Here is a 20,494-nt window from a genome sequence, read left to right as displayed (position 1 = left end):
TTGAGCCGCGCTGCCCGCCGCGCGTTCTTCTCGGCCGCGCTGGCGAGCTCGGCGAACGAGGTCCTACTTCTTCGCCGCGTCCTTCAGCCGCGCCTTGAGCCGCGTCGCGTAGCCCTCCTTGTTCTCCTGCTTCACCCGGCCGATCGCCAGCGCCTCGTCCGGCACGTCGCGGGTCACGGTCGTGCCCGTCGCCACGTAGGCGCCCGCGCCGATCTTCACCGGAGCGACGATCTGCGAGTCGCTGCCGATGAAGGCGCCGGCGCCGATCTCGGTCCGGTGCTTCCGGAAGCCGTCGTAGTTGCAGAAGATCGTCCCGGCGCCGACGTTCGCGCCCTCGCCGATGTCGCCGTCGCCGAGGTAGGCGAGGTGGTTCGCCTTCGCGCCCTTCCGGACCACGGTCTTCTTGGTCTCGACGAAGTTGCCGATGTGCGCGTCGGCCTCGATCTGGCTCTCCGGCCGGAGGTGCGAGAACGGCCCGATCTGCGCGCCGGCGCCGATCGACGACTGCGAGGCGACCGTGTACGGCTTCACGGAGGCGCCCGCCTCGACGACGACGTCCGTGAGCACCGAGCCCACGTCGATCCGCGCGCCCGCGCCCACCCGCGTCCGGCCCCGCAGGACGACGGCGTGCTCGATCACGGCGTCCGGCTCGACGGCCACGCCCGCGTCGATGCGGGCGCTCGTGCGGATCGTGACGCCGCTCTTGCGCAGCCGGTCGGCGATGCGGCCGTGGAGCACCTCCTCGGCGGCGGCGAGCTGCGCGCGGTCGTTGATGCCCACGAGCGAGCCCACATCCCTGGCCACGACCGCCGCGGCGCCGCCGGCCTTCGCCGCCTGCGCGACGATGTCGGTCAGGTAGAGCTCACCCTGCGCGTTGTCCGTCGTCAGCCCGGCCAGCGCGCGCTCGAGGAACCCGCTGCGGGCGAGGTAGACGCCGGGGTTCACCTCGGTGATCGCGCGCTCCTCGGGCGTCGCGTCCCTGTGCTCGCGGATGCCGATCACACGGCCCGAGGCGTCGCGGAGGATCCTGCCGTACCCCGTCGGATCGGAGACCTCCGCGGTGAGCATCGCCATCGGCGCGCCGCCCGCGCGGTCGAGCGCCCCGCGGAGCTGTGTGAGCTGCTCCGGATCGAGCAGCGGCGTGTCGCCGCACAGGATCAGGATCGCCTCGGAGGTCGCGTCGATGTGCGGCATGGCGCAGCGCACCGCGTCGCCCGTGCCGCGCTGCTGGGGCTGGAGCGCGGTGCGGACCTTCTTCCCCTGGGCGCCGAACGCCTTGTCCAGGGCCGCGGAGACCTCGTCGCGGCCGTGGCCGACGACGACCACGACGTCGGAGGCGCCGGCGGCCAGCGCCGCGTCGACGACGTAATGGAGCATCGGCCGGCCGCAGAGCTCGTGGAGCACCTTCGGCCGGGCGCTCTTCATCCGAGTCCCTTGTCCAGCAGCGAGAACGACAGCGGTGAGCGGGGTGGGTTGGGTCGCCATCGCTCCGCAGCCTATACCCACGAGCCCGCCGCCGTCCCCGTCGCAGCGCAGTGACGCTGGAGAACTGGAGAACGCGCGCTCCGGCGTCGCCCACCTCACCCCCGCTGGGGCGCCAAGCCCCCTACGCACCTGGAGTGGAATCGTCTACCCTGGAGGCAACTGGGGGAGGTTGTCGTCATGCGCAGGCGCGCGCTGGGTTCCTCGGTCGCTGTACTCCGGCTCGTCGCGCTCATCGCGGCCGGCGGGGCGATCGCTTCGTGTCACGAGCCGCTCGACACGACGCGGAAGGCGCCTCCCAAGGTGAAGGAGGGCGGCGGGCTGGGCGACGACGTCTTTGGCATGCTCTGCGACCGCGTGGGCGCGTCGAGCCTCCACGAGGACCACACGGGCGCCTCGTACCAGCGCGTCTGCCACTACGACCGCGAGGGCCGGTACGAGGACGAGGTCGACGTCTCGGTGCTCCCGCCGGTCTCCGGCGAGCGGGCGGCGCAGGCGCGCAGGCTGGGCGTGGCCAAGGTGGAGGCCATGGCGCGGTGGCGCAACGCCCTCGTGGACGCCGTCAACGCCGCCGTGCCGGACATCGAGATCGACAACGTCGCGCCCGGCGAGGGGGGCGGCAAGATCCGGCTGCACGATGCCGTCCTGAGCCTCTCGCAGACCCTCGCGCCGCTCTACGAGACGAACCCGTTCGACGCGGCGGGGCCTGCGGTCCTGCCCGAGTCGACCCGGGGGATCGCCCGGCTCCTCGACGCGCTCATCCACGGCGGCGAGGAGAACGCGAAGCTGGACGAGGGCGACCAGAAGAGGCAGCGGGAGCGGGCGCCGATCGCCTGCGATCGGGCAGAGGGGCAGGGAGCGCCGGTCTGCGCCCTCGCGAGCATCTGGGGGCGCCGGGGCTATCGCTCGGCGGAGGTGGGGCTCGGTATGGCGGGCGCGGCGCTCGCTTACCCCGGGCTGCGCCCGATGACCGTGGCGGCGCTCGACGTGCTCGGCCCCGGCGGCCCGGGGGCGCCCGCGCTCCAGGCGCTGCTCGCGGCAGGCGAGCAGGAGCTGGCCGCGCTGTCGCTGCCGGAGCGGGCGCCGCTTGCGGTCGACGCCGCCACCGCGCAGCCGAGCCGCCCGCGCACGACCCTGGAGCTCGCGCAGGCGGCGCTGCTCGCGGAGCACCCCGGGCTCGCCGCGCCGCCGTCGATCTTCATCGCCCGCCGCGATGGCCGCGGGTGGGTCCTCCCCCAGGGCGAGGGGGTCCCTGCGCCGTTCGCCGACGCCGACCGCGACGGCCTCGCCGACATCGACGCGTCCGGCAGGTTCTTGGACCGGAGCGGCGCGCCGCTCGCGATCGAACCGCCGTTCGCCATCCCCGGCGTCACCGAGCCGCCGCGGGACCCGTTCGGGGGCCTGTCGCCGGAGCTCTACGCCTACGTCGACACCTCCCGCACCGTCCTCGGCGCGGCGCTGCGGTCGATCGTTCCGCTCGTCGACGGGACCCGGTACGCGGGCAAGGGCGATCCGGAGCCGTGGAAGACCGAGCACGAAGGGCTCATGTACGCGCTCTCCGGCGCGTACCTGCTCTTCGGCGACCGCGAGGAGGCCCGCTACGACGCCCGCCGCGGCAGGATCGTGCCCGCGGGCGAGCGGTGCGACGGCTGCCTCTCGTACCGCCGCTTCCGCGGCGAGGACTCGCCGCTCGCCGACCTCGCGCACGCGATCGGCCAGGTGCTCGCCGACAAGGACTCGGACGCCCTCCTGCTCACGCTCATCGATCTGCTCGAGAACCGCGAGGCGGAGCTCGCGCGCATGACCGCCGCGGCGCTGCGCATCCGGGATGTCACCCGCGAGCACGACCGGCTGGCCGCCCAGGGCAAGGAGGCGCCCGCGCGGATCGACCAGAAGGCGCCGCTCTGGGACGAGCTCTCGGCGGTGCTCGGTAGGGCGGTCGAGCAGCCGGGGCTCGTGGCGCGCTTGATCGAGGCGCTCGGGAGCGACGCGCTCCTCGCCTCGCGCGGCGGCGCGCGGCACGCGGGCGACGCCATCGCGGCGATGCTCACGACCCGCGACCAGTACGCGTACAACCCGGCGCAGCTGAACGGCCCGGCGATCAACCTCACGGTCGGGGCGCCGACGATCGCCGCGCCGCGGACGCCGGTGGATCAGACGAAGCCGAAGATCGGCGACAACCGCTCGGGCATGGAGCGGCTGATGCAGCTCATGCACGACACCGCCGGCGTCAGGCAGTGCAACAAGGAGGGCGCGGTGGTCAGCGTCTTCGAGGTCACGGTGCCCTTCGTCGAGTACGCCGCGTGCGAGCTGTTCCAGATCGACAACCTGGCGGCCTTCTACCTCGACTCGCTCCTCCCGGAGGGGCACGACAAGAAGGCGGTGCTCGAGGTCAAGCCGACGGTCCTCGCGCTCGCCGTGACGGACTCGGTGCTCCAGTCATCGAGCGGCATCCACGGCTTGACGAGCCATCCCACCCCGGCCGCGCTGAACCGCCTCATCTATTTCGGAGCCGACTCGGACAGGTTCCCGGCGCTGCAGGATCTGGACCCCTTCCGGGCGCTGTCGGGAACGGGCGGGAACCTGACGACGAACCTGTTCATCTCGGGGACGCTCGAGCCGGCCGGCACGATCCATTGCCCGAGGAACGCGCTGGGCGTGAACGAGTGCAGCTCCCCCGAGGGCCTGATCCGGGTGCGCCATCCGGGGACGGCCTTCTTGCTGGAGCAGCTCGGGCTCGGCGAGTACCTGAGCCCCATCGTGGCGGCGTTCGCCGAGGTCGCCCCGGATTCCACGGGGGAGGACCTCCTGATCGAGCTCTTCAGCACGGCGTACCATCACTGGCCGGGCAAGCAGCACGGGCCGGAGTGCATCAAGGCCGGCTCGCCCAAGACCAACACCGCGTACTGCTCGGAGGCAGGGGCCAACTCCTACGAGCCGCTCATGGCCGACGCGCTCCGGGCCAAGGACGTCCTCGCGTCGTCGGTGGCGTTTGCCCGGATGGCGCGCGACACGTCCGTGACCGTGCGGCGCGGCCCCGCGGCAGATCGGCCGTTGACGAAGGCGCAGGTCCTCGAGAAGCTCGCGCGCACCCTCTTCAGCACCCGTTACGCGGCCGGCGTGGGCATGGTCGATCGCTGGGGGAAGAAGAAGGCCACGTGGGCGGATGGTCGGGTCCAGGACCAGCTCACCGTGTTCACCCTCCTCGCCGGCGCTCTGAACGGCATCGACGCGCGCTTCGCGCAGCGCAATGCGCCCGACGCCGCCGAGCGAGAGGGCCAGTGGAAGCGCGGCGTGGACGAGCTCGTCGATGCGCTGCTCGCGGTCGAGGGGTCGGGGCCTGAGGCCCGGTTCAAGAACCGCGCGCTCCCGAGGATGGGCGCCCTCGTCCTGCGCGTCCTCCGCGAGCAGCTGAACGCCCACTGCCCCGATCGCGAGACGACGGGGCGGTGCGCCTGGGCGCAGAAGGAGCTCGGCGCGACGGTGAGCGACCTCCTGAGCCACCCGCTGTTCGCCGCCGCCGTCGACGTGATGGAGGCAGTCCGCGCCCACGAGCCGGCGCGGCGGGAGATCGAGCGGTTCCTCACCTACCTGCTCGACGCGGACGCAGCCGGCGCCCCGTTCCAGGCGCTCTCGACGACGCTCGCCGACGGCCTCCAGCTCCTCGCCGACGACGACGCCTTGCGCCGGATCCTGAAGGCCGCGTCGACCGCGCTGACCCCGGCGGGGGGCGCTGGCGGTCCAGGCGCGGCCGACGCGGGGCTCAACGCGCTGAAGGCGCTCAACGACGATCGGTACGACAGGTATCACGCGATGGAGCACGTGCTCCCGGCGCTCGTGACGCCGATGGCGGACGGCCGAGCGCCGCTCGACGTGTTCCTCGACGCGTTCGTGGACGTGAACCGCATCGAGGCCGGGAGCGGCGCGCCGCTGACGGCGGAGGACTACCGGCAGCTCCTTGTCTCGGCCAGGGACTTCCTGACGGACGAGACCCGCGGGCTCGAGCAGATCTATGCCATCGTCAAGAACCGGCCGCACGAGTGATCCACGTGCAAAAGCCCACGATCCGCGCCGTGCTCTCCGTGGCGTCCGCCGCGGGGGCGCTCCTCCTGCCCGCGGGCGACGCCGTCGCGGCCGGGCTGTACTTCACCGACCGCGGCGTCCGCCCGTCGTCCCGCGGCGGGGCGTACATCGCCGGCGGCGACGATCTCGGGGCGATCGCCTACAACCCCGCGGGCGTCTACGAGGCCGGCACCCAGGTGCTGTTCGACGTCGGGCTCTTCGAGTGGCGCAGCCGGCACACGCGCCAGGCGATCGTACGGCAGGTCGATCCGAACACCGGCGAGCCGACGGGCGCGAGCTTCGTGCAGACGATGGATCCGGTGACCGGCAGCGCGCCGGTGCTGCCGATCCCCACGCTGGCGGCGTCGTTCAAGGTCGACCCGCGGTGGGTCGTCTGGGGCGGGATGTGGGCGCCGTACGCGGCCCTCTCCAGCTATCCGGAGCAGGTGAACGGCATGCCGGCGCCCCAGCGCTACGCGCTGATCACGCTCGAGGGCTCCGCGCTCGCGCTCCTGGGGGTCGGGGCGGCTTACGCGCCGTCGCCCGAGTGGCGCTTCGGCGCCGGGCTCGGCGCGCTGGTCGGCACGTTCAACAGCCGGATGGTGGTCTCCGGGTGCCTCCCGGAGCGGATGTTCTGCGCGCCCGAAGATCCGGAGTGGGACATCCATTCCGAGCTCAGCGTCGCGCCCATCGTGGCGCCCACGGGCCAGCTCGGGGCGCTCTTCGTCCCGACGCCGCGCTGGCGTGTCGGCCTGGCCTTCCAGCTGCCCATCTGGGTGCGCGCGCCGGCCAAATTCAGGGCGCGGCTCCCCGCGGCGCCCGTCTTCGAGCGCGCCGTCCAGGAGGGCGAGGACGCCGACGTCGCGTTCGACCTGCCGTGGGTCCTCCGCGCCGGCGTGGAGGCGCGGGTCGTGGACGACCTGCGCGTGGAGCTCGGGCTCGGCGTCGAGGGCTGGAGCATGCACGACGACATCCTCGTCGAGCCCGACGGCGTGGTGCTCCGGAACGTCGTCGGCTTCCCGGAGGCGTTCCGCGTGCCAGCCGTCTCGTTCCCGCGGCGATTCGAGAATTCGCTCTCGGCGAGGCTCGGGGGCGAGTATTCCTTCGACCTCGCGGGCGCGCGGTGGGATCTGCGCGCCGGCGTGAGCCTCGAGCAGAGCGCCGTCCCGCCCGAGTACCTGTCGGTCCTCACGATCGACGCGACCAAGCTGACGACGGCGGCCGGCCTCGGCGTCCACCTCGGCCGGTGGCGCCTCGATGCGAGCTACGCGCACGTCTTCGCCGCGGACGTGAGGGTCGATCCGAGGGAAGCGCGGCTCCCGCAGGTGAGCCCGGTGCGGGCCAATCCTCCGGAGGACCCGAACACCATCAATGGCGGCGCCTACAGCGCCCGGGCGAACGTCGTCGGGCTCGGCGTCGCCTACACGTTCGAGGCAGCTGGAAGCGGTGTTACCCGGCCCGCAGCTCGCGCAGCCGCTCCGTGAGCCGAGGGCCGTCCAGCCAGCTCAGGTCCTTGTCCACGCTCGTCTCGATGTGGTTACTGACCTGCTTGCTCACCGTGCCGCGGAGCAGGCCGAGGAAGTGCGGCGGCGCGATGAGCACCAGCGTCTCGTAGGCGTGCTCGTTCAACCCCTTCTCCAGCACCTCCGCGAGCTCCTGGGCGAACTTCTGCTTCTCGACCTCCTTGGGATCGGTGTCGGGAGCGGCGCCGGGACGGCCGAGGTACTGGCCCCCTGCGACGTTGCCGACGCTGCCGTTCCCGCTGGAGGTGCCATTCGGCTTGCGCCCGTGCGCGTCGGCCATCAGATCCCGCACGCGCGCCCGGCTCTCGTCATGGTTGTATGACTCGAGCAGGGTGAAGCCCTTGCCCGCAGGCTCTTCGCGATAGAGCTGGGCGCGGCTTGCGTCGGAGACCAGGATCCACGTCTTCCGTGCTGCCTTTTTTGCCATAAGCCTCCACGGGGGAATCAACCCTTCCCTTGGTTTACGTTAAAGACCGACCCCACGCGGCGCAAGCGGCCGGAGGGCCGAGTCCGGCGCAATTCGGCCGGATCGCACCCCGAGAGGAAGGCTCCAGCAGACTCGACAACCTGCGCTCGGCCTGAATTCGTGGAGAGCGAGAGGGGGAGAGCGGCGCTCGGGAGGTGGTTGACCGCGAAATACGGAGTTTGGTGTACCGCGCGTGTCCAGCGACCTCGGCCGCGCCGCCGCGGTCGCGCTCGTTGACCGCCGGTCAACGGAACCGGTCGGTCGCCTCGACCAGCTCGTGCAGGATGCCCGGCTCCATCGCCGAGTGCCCTGCGTCCGCCACGATGCGCAGATCGGACTCGGGGAAAGCGCGGTGGAGCGCCCACGCGCTCTCCGGCGGACAGACGACATCGTAGCGGCCCTGCACGATGACGGTCGGGATATGGCGGATCCGGTGCACGTCGTCGAGCAGCTGCGTCTCCGCCGTGAAGAACCCCTTGTTCATGAAATAGTGGCACTCGATCCGGGCGAACGCGAGGGCGAAATCATCACCTGACGTCTTCGCGACGAGCTCATGGTTCGTGAACAGGCAGCTCGTCCGCCCCTCCCAGACGCTCCACGCGCGCGCCGCCCGCTGCTGCAACCCGGGGTCCGGGCTCGTGAGGCGCCGGTGGTACGCCGTGAGCAGGTCGTCCCGCTCGGCCTCGGGGATGAACGCGAGGTACTCCTCCCACGCGTCGGGGAAGATGGCGCTCGCGCCCCGCTGATAGAACCAGTCGAGCTCCTGCTTCCGCAGGAGGAAGATGCCGCGCAGCACGAGCTCCGTCACCCGCTCCGGGTGCCGCTCGGCGTAGGCCAGCGACAGCGTGCTCCCCCACGAGCCGCCGAACACCTGCCAGCGCTCGATCCCGAGGTGCTCGCGGAGCTTCTCCATGTCCTCGACGAGGTGCCAGGTGGTGTTCTCCTCCAGGCTCGCGTACGGCGTGCTCCTGCCGCAGCCCCGCTGGTCGAAGAGCACGATCCGGTAGGCGGCCGGGTCGAAGAAGCGCCGCTGCTTCGGCTCCGTGCCGCCCCCGGGGCCGCCGTGCACGAAGACCACCGGTTTGCCGCGCGGATTGCCCGACTCCTCGAAATAGATCTCGTGAAGATCGGAGACGCGCAGCCTCCCGGCGCGGTACGGCTCGATCTCGGGATACAGCGTTCGCCTCTGGGTGCCTGTCGTCGTCATGCCGCTCCCGTTCGTCGGCCGACGTCGCGCGTCGCGCGCGCCGGCGCGTCCCCTGCGCGCCCAGCGTACGCTAAGGCGCGCCGGGAGGGGAGAGGGCGTGGACGGGGGACGGCAGGTCGCGGCGGGGGAGCGGCGAGGGACGGCAGGTCGGGGGGGCGCGGGAGGCTCAGCTGGGCTGCGCGGCCGCGCGCGGCGCGGTGTTCTCCGCGCCGCCCGCGCCGCCCGCGCCGGCGTAGAGCGCCTCGATCACGGGCCCGTACTTCTGGAGGGCCACGCGCCGCTTCAGCTTCAGGGTCGGCGTGAGCATCCCGTTCTCCGCCGTGAAATCCTCGGCCGCGAGGGCGATCTGCTTGATCTTCTCGAAGGACTTGAAATCGGACGCGTACCTGTCGACCTCCGCCCGGACGTGCGCGACCACCCGCGGGTGCTTCAGCATCGCGTCCGTCGACTCGAACGAGAGCCCCTCGGCCCGCGCCCATTCCGTGAGCGCCGTCATCTCGGGCACGATCAGCGCCACGTTGAAGGGGCGGTTGTCGCCGTGGATCATCGCGCCGTTGATCAGCGGAGACAGCTTGAGCTTCTCCTCGAGCGGGGCCGGCGCGACGTACTTGCCGTTCTCCAGCTTGTACTGCTCCTTGATGCGGCCCGTGACGAAGAGATAGCCGTCGTCGTCGAGGTAGCCCAGATCGCCTGTGCGGAAGCCGCCGTCCTCCGTGAAGACGGCCTTGTTCTCCTCGTCGCGCTTGTAATAGCCCACCATGACGTTCGGGCCGTAGACCACGATCTCTCCCTGCTTCGGGTCGTGCGTCTCCGACCTGTCGATGACGACCTTGACGCCCGGGATCGGCTTGCCCACGCTGCCGAGGCGGCGGGCTCCCGGGTAGTTCACGGCGGCGACGGGCGATGTCTCCGTGAGGCCGTAGCCCTCGAAGACGGTGATGCCGAGCGCGTCGACGAACTCGGCCACCTGATAGGCGAGCGCCGCCCCGCCGCTGATGGCGTACTTCAGCTTGCCGCCGAACTTGGCGCGTATCTTCGAGAAGATGACGCGGTCCGCCACGGCGAGCGCGAGGCGCTCGACGAGGCCGAGGGGCTCGCCCTTCTGCCTCTTCGTCGCGGCGCGCAGCCCGGCGCGGAACAGGGCCTGGATGACGGCGGGCTTCTCGGCCATCTGCTTCTGCACGCCCTCGTAGATGCGGTTGAAGATCCGCGGGACGCTCATCAGCACCGAGGGGTGCACCTCGGCGAGGTTCGCGACGATCTTGTCGACCGACTCGCTGAGCGCCATCGACGCGCCCACCGTGATCATCACGTGGAGCTCGCCGGTGTGGCCGAACGAGTGGGCCCACGGGAGGAACGAAAGGCTGCGATCGTCGCCGCCGAAGGGGATGAGATCCAGCACCGCGCAGACGTTGGAGGCGATGTTGCCGTGCGACAGGATCACCCCCTTGGGGTTGCCGGTCGTGCCCGACGTGTAGATGAGGCACGCCGTGTCCTTCGATGTCGGCTGGATGGCCGGGGCCGGGCTCCCCTCGCCCGCGGCGAGGAGCTCCTTGTACGAGCTGGTCTTCGCCCCGGGAACGCCGTCTCTCGCCCCCTCGGGGTCGAACAGACAGACAACGTGCTTCAGCGAGGGCGCCTTCTCGGGGAGGTCCTTGCATTTCCCGTAGATCTGCGGCGTGGCGACGATCGCGGCCACGGCCTCGCAATCGTTGATGATGAACGCCCACTCGCTCGGGAGCTGCGCCTCGTACATCGGCACGACGGCGACTCCCATGCTGAAGCAGGCGTAAGCCGAGACCGCCCACTCGACGCGGTTGTTGGAGATGAGGGCCACCCGATCTCCCTGCTGGACGCCGAGCGACGCCAGCCCACCGCGGAACCTGGCGACGAGCTGCCCGAACTCCGCGTATGTGATCCAGTCCCAGCGGCCATCGGTCTTCGTGCCGAACAGCGGCCGGTGGCCATGACGCTTCAGCGCGCGATCGAGCAGGTCTACCAGATTCTCCAGTTTCGCCATCGGTCTCCTCCCGAGCTGATTGTTAACATGGTACTGCGCCGCGTCCGTGTCCTTTTGGCGGCGCGCGACGCCGGCCGTCGTCGCGCCGCCGCTGAGGCTGCCTCGCGCGGGGTTGTTGACGATGGGGGGAGCGCTCGCGCGGCGCTGGAGACGGAGGGCGGCCGCGGGGCTGCTGGAGACGGAGGGGGGCTGCGCCGCGGAGGCTGGAGACGGAGGGCGACCGTGGGGCGGGTGCGGCGGATGGAGAGGGCGAGGGGAGCGGCGCGCGGCGCCTGCGGCGGGGCTCCCGGCGCGCGAGGTGGCGGCCTCGGGCCCCTTCTGTTAGAGCGTGCATCGCTTCGATGCCCCGGTATTCGATCACGACGTTCGGCTGCCAGATGAACGTGCACGACTCCGAGCGGATGCACGACGTGCTCCGCTGCGCCGGCTACACGGAGGCCGGCAGCGCCGACGAGGCGGACGTGCTCGTGCTCAACACGTGCAGCGTGCGCGAGAAGGCCGAGCAGAAGCTGCGGAGCGAGGTGGGTCGGCTCGCGCGCTGGAAGCGGGAGCGCGCGGACCGGGTGCTCGTCGTGGCGGGCTGCGTGGCGCAGCAGGAGGGGGAGCGCCTCCTCAAGCAGATGCGCGCGATCGACGTCGTTGTGGGGCCCGACAACATCCCCGAGCTGCCCGGCCTGCTCGGCGACCTCGCGATCGGCGGGCTGCCGATCGCGCGCACGGTGTTCGACCTCGACGCGCCGCGGTTCCTCGTCGCATCGCCGCCGTCGCCGCCGTCGCCCGCGTCCTCCTCTTCGCCGCGCGCCGCGCCGACGGCGTTCGTGACCGTCATGAAGGGCTGCGACGAGCGCTGCTCGTTCTGCATCGTCCCCTACACCCGCGGGCCGGAGCGGTACCGGCCGAGCGACGAGATCGTCGCCGAGATCGCGGGGCTCGTGGCGGCGGGGACGCGCGAGGTCACGCTGCTCGGCCAGACGGTGAACAGCTACAGCGACCCGCTCGGCGCGCTGCCGCGGGCCCCGGGCGCGAGCGCGGACGACCCGGACGAGAGCGAGTTCGCGGCGCTGCTCCGGCGCGTCGCGGCCGACGTCCCCGGCCTCGCGCGCCTGCGCTACACGAGCCCGCACCCGCGGCACCTCACGCCGTCGCTCGTCCTCGCCCACGCCGAGCTCCCGGCGCTGCCGCGCCACGTGCACATGCCGGTGCAGTCGGGCAGCGATCGGGTCCTCCGGCGGATGATCCGCCGCTACACGCGCGCCGAGTACGTCGCGAGGACGCGGGCGCTCGTCGAGGCGGTCCCGGGGCTGACGCTCTCGACCGACGTCATCGTCGGCTTCCCGGGCGAGACGGAGGACGACTTCGCGGCGACGCTGTCGCTCGTGCGCGAGGTGGGGTTCAAGGGGCTGTTCGGCTTCAAGTACTCGCGCCGGCCGCACACGCCCGCGCTGAAGCTGCCGGACGACGTGCCCGAGGGCGTGAAGGGCGAGCGGCTCGCGCGCCTGTTCGAGGAGAGCGAGGCGCTGCTCGCCGCCCACCTGTCGTCCCTCGTGGGGACGACGCAGGAGGTGCTCGTCGAGGGGCGCGACAAGGAGCGGGGGCACGGCGGACCCGGGGGGGCGCTCTGGTCCGGCCGGACGGGGCGCCACGAGATCGCGCACATCGAGGGCGCCGGGGAGCTCGATCTGCTCGGCGAGGTCGTCGAGGTCTCGATCACGCGGGCGAACAAGCACTCTCTGCAGGCCGAGCTCACCGAGGCGGCGCGCGCCGCGGCCCGGCCGCGGCAGCGGGGCGGCGTGGAGGCGCGGCCCGCCCGGCGCTCGCTGCCGGTGGTCGCGGCCGAGGGCGGCTGACGTGGCGCTCGTCCTGGACCTCGGCGGGGTGTCCCCGCGGCTCGGGCGCGACGTGTTCCTCGCGCCGAACGCGACGGTGATCGGCGACGTCGAGCTCGGCGACGAGGCGAGCGTGTGGTTCGGCGCGGTGCTGCGCGGGGACATCGGCGCGATCCGCGTCGGCCCGCGGACCAACGTGCAGGATCTCGCGTGCCTGCACCTGACGGGCGGCGTCTCGCAGACGATCGTCGGCGCCGACGTGACGATCGGCCACAGCGCGATCCTGCACGGCTGCCTCGTCGGGGACGGGTGCCTGATCGGGATGGGCAGCATCGTGCTCGACAACGTCGAGATCGGCGAATGCTCGGTGATCGCGGCGGGCGCGGTGGTGCCGCCGGGGCGGGTGATCCCGCCGCGCTCGATGGTGCGCGGCAACCCCGCCCGGGTGGTGGGCGAGGTGCGACCGGACCAGGCCGAGCTCGGGAAGCTGGGCGCCGCGGGCTACGTGGAGAACGCGCGGCGCTTCCGGGCGGCGCTCGCCGGCGAGGCCGTCGAGCCGCCGGAGGTCGCGGCGCGCTTGGTGATGCGAGAGGTGAGGAAGCCATGAACATCACGGTGAACGGGGAAGCGCGCGACGTGCCGGCGGCGCTCACGGTGCGGAGGCTCGTCGAGCTGCTCGGGCTGACCGAGGGGCCGGTGGCGGTGGAGCGCAACGGCGAGGTGGTGCCGCGCGCCGAGCACACGGCCGCCGAGATCGCCGAGGGGGACGTGATCGAGATCGTCCATTTCGTCGGCGGCGGCTGAGGCCGTTCGGCTGGCGGCGCGGCTTCTGGAGGGACGAGAAGAAACGCAAAGCCGCGAAGGCGCAAAATGACGCGAGAAAAGGGGAAGAAAATCTCCTTGCGTCTTCGCGCCTCCGCGCCTTTGCGTTTTTTCTCTCTCATGGCGTCCTTGGCGCCATGGCGGTTTTTTCCCTTCTCGACGGTTTAGCGATCTTCCAGAACGTTCGCGATCCGGCTACCATGCCGAGCTGCCGTGGATACGAGGGCCCTCGTTCTGGTCTTGGCGCTCGGCGGGTCGGCCGGCGTGGGCGCCGCCGTGGGGGTGCACCACGCGCTGCCGGCCTCTCCGGTGGTCCGCGGCCTCTCGGTCGGCGAGCGCTTCCTGCCGGACGGCGCCGCGCCGGCGGCCTGGCTCGCGGCGCGGCGTGACGCGCTTCGCGAGCGCGTCGTCCGGCTGCGCCACGACGACGTGGAGCTCACCGCGACGCTCGGCGAGGCGGGCGTCGAGGTCGACGTCGACGAGACGCTCGCGGCGGCGCTGCGCGTAGGCCACGAGGGGCCCTGGGCGCGGCGGCTCCGGGAGGGCCGGCAGGCGCGGCGCGGCGAGATCGACGTGCCGCTCGCCTGGGCCGTCGACGAGCAGCGGGCGCGGGCGTTCCTCGAGCGGCTCGCCCCGCAGATCTACCGGGCGCCCGTGGACGCGCGGCTCGACCTCGCGAACCGGCGCAAGATCCCGGAGCAGGCCGGCCGGGCGCTCGACGTCGAGGCCTCCCTCGCGGCGCTGCGGGCCGGGGAGCACGGCGACGAGGAGCTCATCGAGCTCGCCGTCCGGCAGGTCTTGCCGCAGGTCGAGGTCGCCGACCTGGTGAGCGTCGATGTCACGAGGGTCGTCGCGGCCTACGAGACGAAGTTCAAGCAGCTCGGCAAGGAGGCGGGGCGCGCCCGCAACATCAGGAACGCCGCGTCCAAGATCGACGGCACCATCCTGGCCCCGGGCGATACCTTCTCGTTCAACGCCCACGTCGGCCCCCGGACGGCCAAGAACGGGTTCACGATCGCCCCGGAGATCCTGGGGGACGAGACCGTCCCCGGCTACGGCGGGGGGACGTGTCAGGTCTCGAGCACGCTCTACGCCGCGTCGCTCTTCGGCGCGCTCGACACGCCGGATCGCCAGAGCCACTCCCGCCCGAGCGCCTACATCCCCATGGGGCTCGACGCGATGGTGACCTACCCGGAGTCGGACCTGAAGATCAGGAACACGCTCCCGTTCCCGATCATGATCCACGCGTATCTCCCCGAGCCGACGGTGCTCCGCGTCGAGATCCTGGGCGGAGACCCCGTGGCGGAGGTCGAACACCACGTCTCGGCCGAGCACACCGACGATTTCATCCGGCGCATCTACGTGAAGTCCGAGCTCTCCGAGGGCAAGGTGAAGCGCCACCAGAAGGGCTCGTGCGGATACGACGTGAGGTCCTTCGTCTCGATCCGTTACAAGGACGGCAGGGCCTCGGAGCGCAGCTATTCGAGCGAGTACAAGCCCGCGCCGGAGGTCTTCTGGGTTGCGCCCGACTACGACCCGCAGGCGCTGCCGGCGCTCCCCGAGCACGCGAAGGCGGTGGAAGAGCTCCGCGAGGGGGAGGCCCCCGCTGCGGGGGGCCAGGGCGGCGCCTACTCGATGTGAGCTCGGTCGAGGGCGCCGGACCCCTCGGCGAGCGGCTCAGTGCCCCGCGGACGCGGGGCCGCCCCGGCCCTTCCCCAGCAGGAGCACCAGGGGGAGCGTGGCGAGGACGAGCACCGCCGTGACCCAGAACGTGTCGTTGAACGACATGACGGCGGCCTGCATGTTCACGATCCCGTCGAGGACGTGGAGCGCCTTGTCGCGCGCGTCGGCCGGATCGAAGCCCTTCGCGGCGAAGCCCGCTGTGTACGCGGCGACGCGCTCCAGGGTCTTCGGGTCGCTCGCCCCCATGTCGCTCACAAGGACCGCCCGGTGGAACGCTTGCCTGTCGGCGAGCACGGTGGTGAGCAAGGCGACCCCGACGCTGCCCCCGAGCTGCCGCGTCAGGCTGTAGAGGCCGGTCGCGGCCGCGATGTCCTTCTTGGGGAGCGGCCCCAGCGTGGCCATGCTCAGCGGCAGGAACATCAGCGTCGTGCCGAACGACCGGATGATCAGCGGCCAGAACAGGTCGCCCGAGCCCGTCATCGGGGTCAGCGTCTGGAGCTGGAAGAGCGCGGCGAGCAGGATGAGCCCCCCGACCACGAGGAGCACGCGCGGGTCGAACCGGTTCAGGAGCCGCGCCACGAGCGGCATCGAGAAGGCGGAGGCCAGCGCGCCGGGGAGCAGGAGCAGGCCGGTCTGCTGCGACGTGAAGCCGAGGATCGACTGGGCGAAGATGGGCACCGCGAAGAGCGCGCCGTAGAGGCCCATGCCGATGACGGCGGAGAGGAGGCTGCCCGCCCAGAGCGAGCGGTACCGGAGCACGCGCAGGTCGACGATCGGGCTCTTCGACGTGAGCTCGCGGTGGATGAACAAGGCGAGGCTCACGGCCGCCACCGCGGAGAACGCGAGGATGAACGGCGAGTCGAACCACGCCTCGGAGTGCCCCTCCTCCAGCACCGTCTGCAGCGAGCCGACGCCGGCCGCGAGCAGGGCGATCGCGAGCCAGTCGACGCCGCCGCGCTCCCGCTCGCCCGCGGCGTCCGGCGGCAGGAAGGCCAGGCACATGAGCACGGCCGCGATGCCGAGCGGGACGTTGATGAAGAAGATCCAGCGCCAGTCGATGTTCGTGACGATGTAGCCGCCGAGCGTCGGTCCGATGGTGGGGCCGGCGATGACGATGGCGGAGAAGAAGCCCTGCGCCATCGCCTGCTCGTGCTTCGGGAACGTCTCGAACAGGATCGACTGCGCCTTCGCGAGCAGGCCGCCGCCGCCGAGCCCCTGGAGCACGCGGGCGACGATGAGCATCGGGAGGCTGTGGGCGACGCCGCAGAGCACCGACGCCGCGGTGAAGGCGACGAGCGAGAAGACGAAATAGCGCTTCTTGCCGAAGCGGTGCCCGAGCCACGCGGTGAGCGGCAGGATGATGACGTTCGCGATGGCGTAGCTCGAGACGACCCAGCTCACCTGCGTGAGCGTGGCGCCGAGCGAGTTCTGCATCTCGGTGAGCGCCACGTTGACGATGCTCGTATCGACGATCTCGAGGAGCGCGCCGAGGGCCACCGCCACGGCCACGAGCCACCTGTTCGCGTTGGCGGGCGCGTCGGCGTACGCCGGCGGGGCCGCGATAGCCACCTCTGCCATGGCTCCCTCCTCATCCTATTTGCTCGTGTCGACCGCGAGCTCGACGCTCATCCCCGGGCGCAGCACGACGTCGGGCGGCGCGTCGTGGACGTGGATCCGCACCGGCACCCGCTGGACGACCTTCGTGAAGTTGCCGGTCGCGTTGTCCGGCGGCAGCAGGCTGAAGCGCGCGCCCGTGGCGGCGGAGAAGCTCTCGATCTCGCCGTGCACCGTCACGCCGGGGTAGGCGTCGATCGACACGCGCGCCGGCTGCCCGACGTGCATGTGCGCGAGCTGCGTCTCCTTGAAGTTGCCGGTCACCCAGATCTGCCGCGCCGGGACCAGCACGCCCACGGCCTGGCCCGCCGAGACCATCTGCCCGACCGAGAGGGTCTTCTTCGACACGGTGCCGTCCTGGGGCGCGACGATGCGTGTGTACGAGAGCTCGAGCGCGGCCAGGTCCCGCGCGGCCTGCGCGGTCTCCACCTGGGCGTGGGCCACGCGGGCGCGGGCGCGCGCCTGCGCGATGAACGCGTCGACGTTGCTGGCCTGCTGGACCTTCGCGTTCGCCTCCTCGACCCGGCTCCACGCCTGCGTTGTCGTCGCCCGGAGCGCCGCGAGGCGCGCCTTCGCCTGCTCGAGCGACGCGCGGGCGACGTCGACGGACGCCTGCAGCTGGTCGAGCTGGGCCTGCGCGAGCGCCCCGGTCTCCACGAGCTTGCTCGCGCGGTCCCGCTCGAGCGTGGCCTGCTCCAGAGTCGCCGTCGTCGAGGCGACCTGCGCCTCGCCCTCGGCGATCTGCTGCTTCGACGCGGTCGCGCTGCTCGCCGCGCCGTGCAGCGAGGCCTCGGCCACCGACTTGTTGCTGCGCGCGTTGGTCTCGGCGATGCGCTCGTCGGCGTCGGCCGCGTCGGCGCTCGCCCTGGCCGCCGAGAGGCTCGCCTCCGCCTGCGCGAGCCGCGCGCGCGCGGGCTCGGCGTCGAGCTCGGCGAGCACGTCGCCCGCCTTCACCGCTTGATTTTCCGCGAAGAGAACCTTCACGACCACGCCGGCCGCGCGCGCGGGCACCGACACCACCTCCGCGTCGATCTGCGCGTCGTCCGTCGCCTCGACCCCACGGTGGGCGACGTACCAGCCCGCGCCCGCCGCGACGCCGAGCGCGGCGACCGCCGCCATGAAGCCGGCCGCCTTGCTCGGCTTCCCGGCCTTGACCGCCCCGGAGATCGCCTCGGGGGCCGCCCCCGGCTCTCGAGGGAGAGCGCTCGTCGTCGTGGACATGGTCGCCGCTTGCTCCTCGTCGCCCCGACCGCGGCGCATCGAACGGCCGCATCTCTAAGGCAACCTATCGTTGCGATAGTGGTACCACGGGGGCTACCAAAGACAACTGTTTGTTGCCATAGTCGGAGCGAGGTCTCCCGCACCCACCGCCCTGTGCGGTCGTGGTTCCATGGAGCGCCCTCGAGATGCGGAGCGCCATGTCGCCCACCCTGAGAGAGCCGCCCTCGGCTGAGCCCGCCCCCGCGGTGGGGCGCCGTCGGACCGGTGTGCACGGCGCGCGGCACGGGGGCCGCAGCGAGCGCGTGGTGCGGGCGGTGATGCACGCGGCCGCCGCGGAGATCGCGCGCGCGGGCTACGCGGCGCTCCGGGTGGAGGACGTCGCGGCGCGGGCGGGCGTGAACAAGACGACGATCTACCGCCGCTGGCCGACCAAGGCCGAGCTCGTCAAGGCGACGCTTCGCTCGTTCTCCGACGGCCGCCAGGCGCCGCCGGACACCGGCGCGCTGCGGCTCGACTTGCTCGAGCTCGTGCGGCGCTTCGTCGCCGTGGCCTCGACGCCCGAGGGGCAGGGCATCTACCGCATGCTCCTCGCCGAGCTGCACGTGCCGGAGGTCGAGGCGCTCGCCCGCGCGCTCCGCGAGGAGCGCCTCGCCCCGTGGCGGGAGGTGCTCGAGCGCGGCGTCGCGCGCGGCGAGCTGCCGCCGGGCACCGATCTCGACCTCCTGGTGGAGATGATCCGAGGCGTCGTGACGAACCGCCTGTTCCGCCTGCGCGGGCCCGTCGACGCCGGCGCCCTGGAGTCCATCGTCGACGTCGTTGTGCTCGGCGCGAAGGCCGGCGGCGCTCTCCGCCGCGGCCCCGCCGCGCCGGGAGCGCCATAGGCGCAACAGGAGGCCGTCCGGCAGCCATCATGTCCTCCTGGCAGCTTTCCTGTCCTCGGCGATGAACCGGGATGAAATCTGCCCTCGAAAAACAGAAGATTAGAGCATCAAGGGATGATCGCGTGGTCTCCGCTGCTCTCCGGGAATAATCCGCTGGACGGCGGATGACGTCGGTGCAAATCGCCGCGGCAGCCGGGGGACCCGGGGTTGAGCCACGGCTCGGCTCGATCGCACGCGACATGCGCACGCGACAGGCCGAAGCGAGCCCTCTGCGGGGATCGCAGGAACAGAGGGCAAATGCAGAGGGCGCGAGCACCGGAGACGCGAGGAGGGCCTGAGCGGTCGCCGGGCCGCCGCGAGCTCCTCGCGGGCGCGGGGGCGGCAGCGGGGCTGTTGCTGCTCGGCTGTCGCGGCGAGCCGGTCGACGTGCGCGATCAGGCCGCGATCGCCGCCGGCGGCAGCCGGGGATACGGGGGCCCGGCCGTCGAGCTCGCGTTCTGGACGGGCTTCACCGGCGGCGACCGGCTGCCGATGGAGCGGCTCATCGAGCGGTTCAACCGCGAGCACGACAACATCACCGTGCGGATGAGCGTGACCCGGTGGGGCGACTTCTATCAAAAGATGCCGGCCGCGGTCGACAGCGGCCATGGCCCCGACGTGGCCGCCATGCACGCCGATCAGCTGGCCACGGCGGCGGTCCACCGCACCATCCTTCCGCTCGACGAGGTGACCGAGGCGCTCGGCCTCGGCGCAGGCGATTTCTCCGACAAGCTCTGGAGCGTGGGCGTCTTCCGGGGCCGCCGTTACGGCGTTCCCCTCGATGTCCACCCCCTCGGCCTCTACTACAACCGCGCCGTGCTGGCCGGCGCCGGCCTCGGCGACGCCGCGCTGCCGCGCTCGCGGCGCGACTACCTGGCGATCCTCGAGCAGCTGAAGCAAAGGGGGGTCCAGGGATCGTGGGTGTCGCCAGCCCTGTTCACCGGAGGGCTGATGTTCCAGTCGCTCCTGTGGCAGGACGGCGGACAGCTGTTCTCGGAGGACGGCGCCCGGGCCACGTTCGACGCCGAGGCAGGCGTCGAGGCGCTGGGCTTCATGCTCGAGCTGATCCAGCGGGGCTACAGCCCGCGCGACGTCGGCCAGGACGCCGACAGCATCGCCTTCACCAACGACCGGAACGCCTTCATCTGGAACGGCATCTGGATGATCAACATCTACAGGGCGACCCCCGGGCTCCGGTGGGGCGTCATGCCGGTGCCCACCATCGGCGCGCAGCGGGCGGTCTGGGCCAACGCGCATCACCTCGTGCTCGCGCGCCAGCCCTCGGCCGGCGAGCGCCGGCTGCAGGCCTCGGTGGTCTTCCTCGACTGGCTCAGCAGGCACTCCCTCGAGTGGGCGGAGGCCGGCATGGTGCCCGCCCGGCGCGAGGCGCGGGAGAGCGCCGCGTTCCAGCGCATGACCGAGCAGGCGATCTTCGCCGAGCAGCTCCCGGTGGTCCGCTTTCCGCCGGCGATCGCCGGGATCGACGCGGTCCGGGCGTCCACGCTCGATCTCGCGGTGAACGAGGCCGTGCTGCTGCGGGCCGCGCCGAGGGCGGCCCTGCGCCGCGCGGCCCGCGAGGCCGACGCGCTGCTCGCGGCCAACCTGAGGAAGTTCGCGAGGGCCCTGTGAGCGCGGTCGACGTACCCCT

The 20,494-nt window shown here is 72.1% G+C and carries 14 protein-coding genes; 8 read left to right on the top strand and 6 right to left on the bottom strand.

Annotated features, from left to right (window positions below; genetic code table 11):
- Window positions 1-63: 63 nt before the first annotated feature.
- On the bottom strand, window positions 64-1,425 hold the full coding sequence (glmU, locus tag WMF19_RS30075) for a bifunctional UDP-N-acetylglucosamine diphosphorylase/glucosamine-1-phosphate N-acetyltransferase GlmU (RefSeq protein ID WP_437893522.1): 1,362 nt from the start codon (window positions 1,423-1,425) through the stop codon (window positions 64-66).
- 237 nt (window positions 1,426-1,662) lie between these two features.
- Between glmU and WMF19_RS30070 the strand changes: the two genes are divergently transcribed.
- Together WMF19_RS30070 and WMF19_RS30065 are read left to right on the top strand one after the other, a co-directional pair.
- A complete protein-coding gene (locus WMF19_RS30070) occupies window positions 1,663-5,526 on the top strand; it encodes a hypothetical protein (protein WP_437893520.1) in 3,864 nt (1,287 codons plus the stop codon).
- A 5-nt stretch (window positions 5,527-5,531) separates the two neighbouring features.
- A complete protein-coding gene (locus WMF19_RS30065; protein WP_437893518.1) occupies window positions 5,532-7,028 on the top strand; it encodes an OmpP1/FadL family transporter in 1,497 nt (498 codons plus the stop codon).
- Here the strand turns inward: WMF19_RS30065 and WMF19_RS30060 are convergent.
- The 3 genes from WMF19_RS30060 to WMF19_RS30050 all read right to left on the bottom strand — a co-directional run bounded on the left by WMF19_RS30060 (window position 6,994) and on the right by WMF19_RS30050 (window position 10,760).
- On the bottom strand, window positions 6,994-7,494 hold the full coding sequence (locus WMF19_RS30060) for a host attachment protein (RefSeq protein ID WP_437893516.1): 501 nt from the start codon (window positions 7,492-7,494) through the stop codon (window positions 6,994-6,996). The genes WMF19_RS30065 and WMF19_RS30060 overlap by 35 nt on opposite strands.
- Before the next feature lie 283 nt (window positions 7,495-7,777).
- Entirely contained in the window at window positions 7,778-8,740 is a 963-nt protein-coding gene (gene pip / locus WMF19_RS30055) for a prolyl aminopeptidase (RefSeq protein ID WP_437323292.1), read from the bottom strand.
- A gap of 166 nt (window positions 8,741-8,906) precedes the next feature.
- A complete protein-coding gene (locus WMF19_RS30050; RefSeq protein WP_437893514.1) occupies window positions 8,907-10,760 on the bottom strand; it encodes an AMP-dependent synthetase/ligase in 1,854 nt (617 codons plus the stop codon).
- A 341-nt stretch (window positions 10,761-11,101) separates the two neighbouring features.
- On the opposite strand from WMF19_RS30050, the gene miaB reads away from it, so the two are divergent.
- The 4 genes from miaB to WMF19_RS30030 all read left to right on the top strand — a co-directional run bounded on the left by miaB (window position 11,102) and on the right by WMF19_RS30030 (window position 15,049).
- Window positions 11,102-12,607, top strand: a complete 1,506-nt coding sequence (gene miaB, locus WMF19_RS30045) for a tRNA (N6-isopentenyl adenosine(37)-C2)-methylthiotransferase MiaB (RefSeq protein ID WP_437893512.1) — start codon at window positions 11,102-11,104, stop codon at window positions 12,605-12,607.
- A 1-nt stretch (window position 12,608) separates the two neighbouring features.
- Window positions 12,609-13,193: a gamma carbonic anhydrase family protein gene (locus WMF19_RS30040; protein ID WP_437323289.1), complete on the top strand. Its 585-nt coding sequence runs from the start codon at window positions 12,609-12,611 to the stop codon at window positions 13,191-13,193.
- Entirely contained in the window at window positions 13,190-13,390 is a 201-nt protein-coding gene (gene thiS, locus WMF19_RS30035; protein ID WP_272094203.1) for a sulfur carrier protein ThiS, read from the top strand. The genes WMF19_RS30040 and thiS overlap by 4 nt, the downstream gene beginning before the upstream one ends.
- 231 nt (window positions 13,391-13,621) lie before the next feature.
- Complete coding sequence (locus WMF19_RS30030; protein WP_437893510.1) at window positions 13,622-15,049, top strand: VanW family protein; 1,428 nt, start codon at window positions 13,622-13,624, stop codon at window positions 15,047-15,049.
- Window positions 15,050-15,085: 36 nt separating this feature from the next.
- Here the strand turns inward: WMF19_RS30030 and WMF19_RS30025 are convergent, their stop codons facing one another.
- Complete coding sequence (locus WMF19_RS30025) at window positions 15,086-16,669, bottom strand: DHA2 family efflux MFS transporter permease subunit (protein ID WP_437893509.1); 1,584 nt, start codon at window positions 16,667-16,669, stop codon at window positions 15,086-15,088.
- Window positions 16,670-16,684: 15 nt separating this feature from the next.
- Window positions 16,685-17,926 (bottom strand): HlyD family secretion protein, encoded by a 1,242-nt coding sequence (locus tag WMF19_RS30020; protein ID WP_437893507.1) that lies wholly within the window; start codon window positions 17,924-17,926, stop codon window positions 16,685-16,687.
- A gap of 197 nt (window positions 17,927-18,123) precedes the next feature.
- On the opposite strand from WMF19_RS30020, the gene WMF19_RS30015 reads away from it, so the two are divergent.
- Together WMF19_RS30015 and WMF19_RS30010 are read left to right on the top strand one after the other, a co-directional pair.
- Window positions 18,124-18,807, top strand: coding sequence for a TetR/AcrR family transcriptional regulator (locus WMF19_RS30015; protein WP_272094199.1), 684 nt, complete (start codon window positions 18,124-18,126; stop codon window positions 18,805-18,807).
- Between the two features lie 297 nt (window positions 18,808-19,104).
- On the top strand, window positions 19,105-20,475 hold the full coding sequence (locus tag WMF19_RS30010) for an extracellular solute-binding protein (protein ID WP_437893504.1): 1,371 nt from the start codon (window positions 19,105-19,107) through the stop codon (window positions 20,473-20,475).
- The last annotated feature ends 19 nt before the right edge of the window (window positions 20,476-20,494 follow it).

Source organism: Sorangium sp. So ce124 (genome assembly GCF_051525235.1).
Classification (GTDB): Bacteria; Myxococcota_A; Polyangia; order Polyangiales; family Polyangiaceae; genus Sorangium; species Sorangium atrum.
Note: the sequence above shows the minus strand (reverse complement) of the source record. Positions and strands in the feature narration are given on the sequence as shown.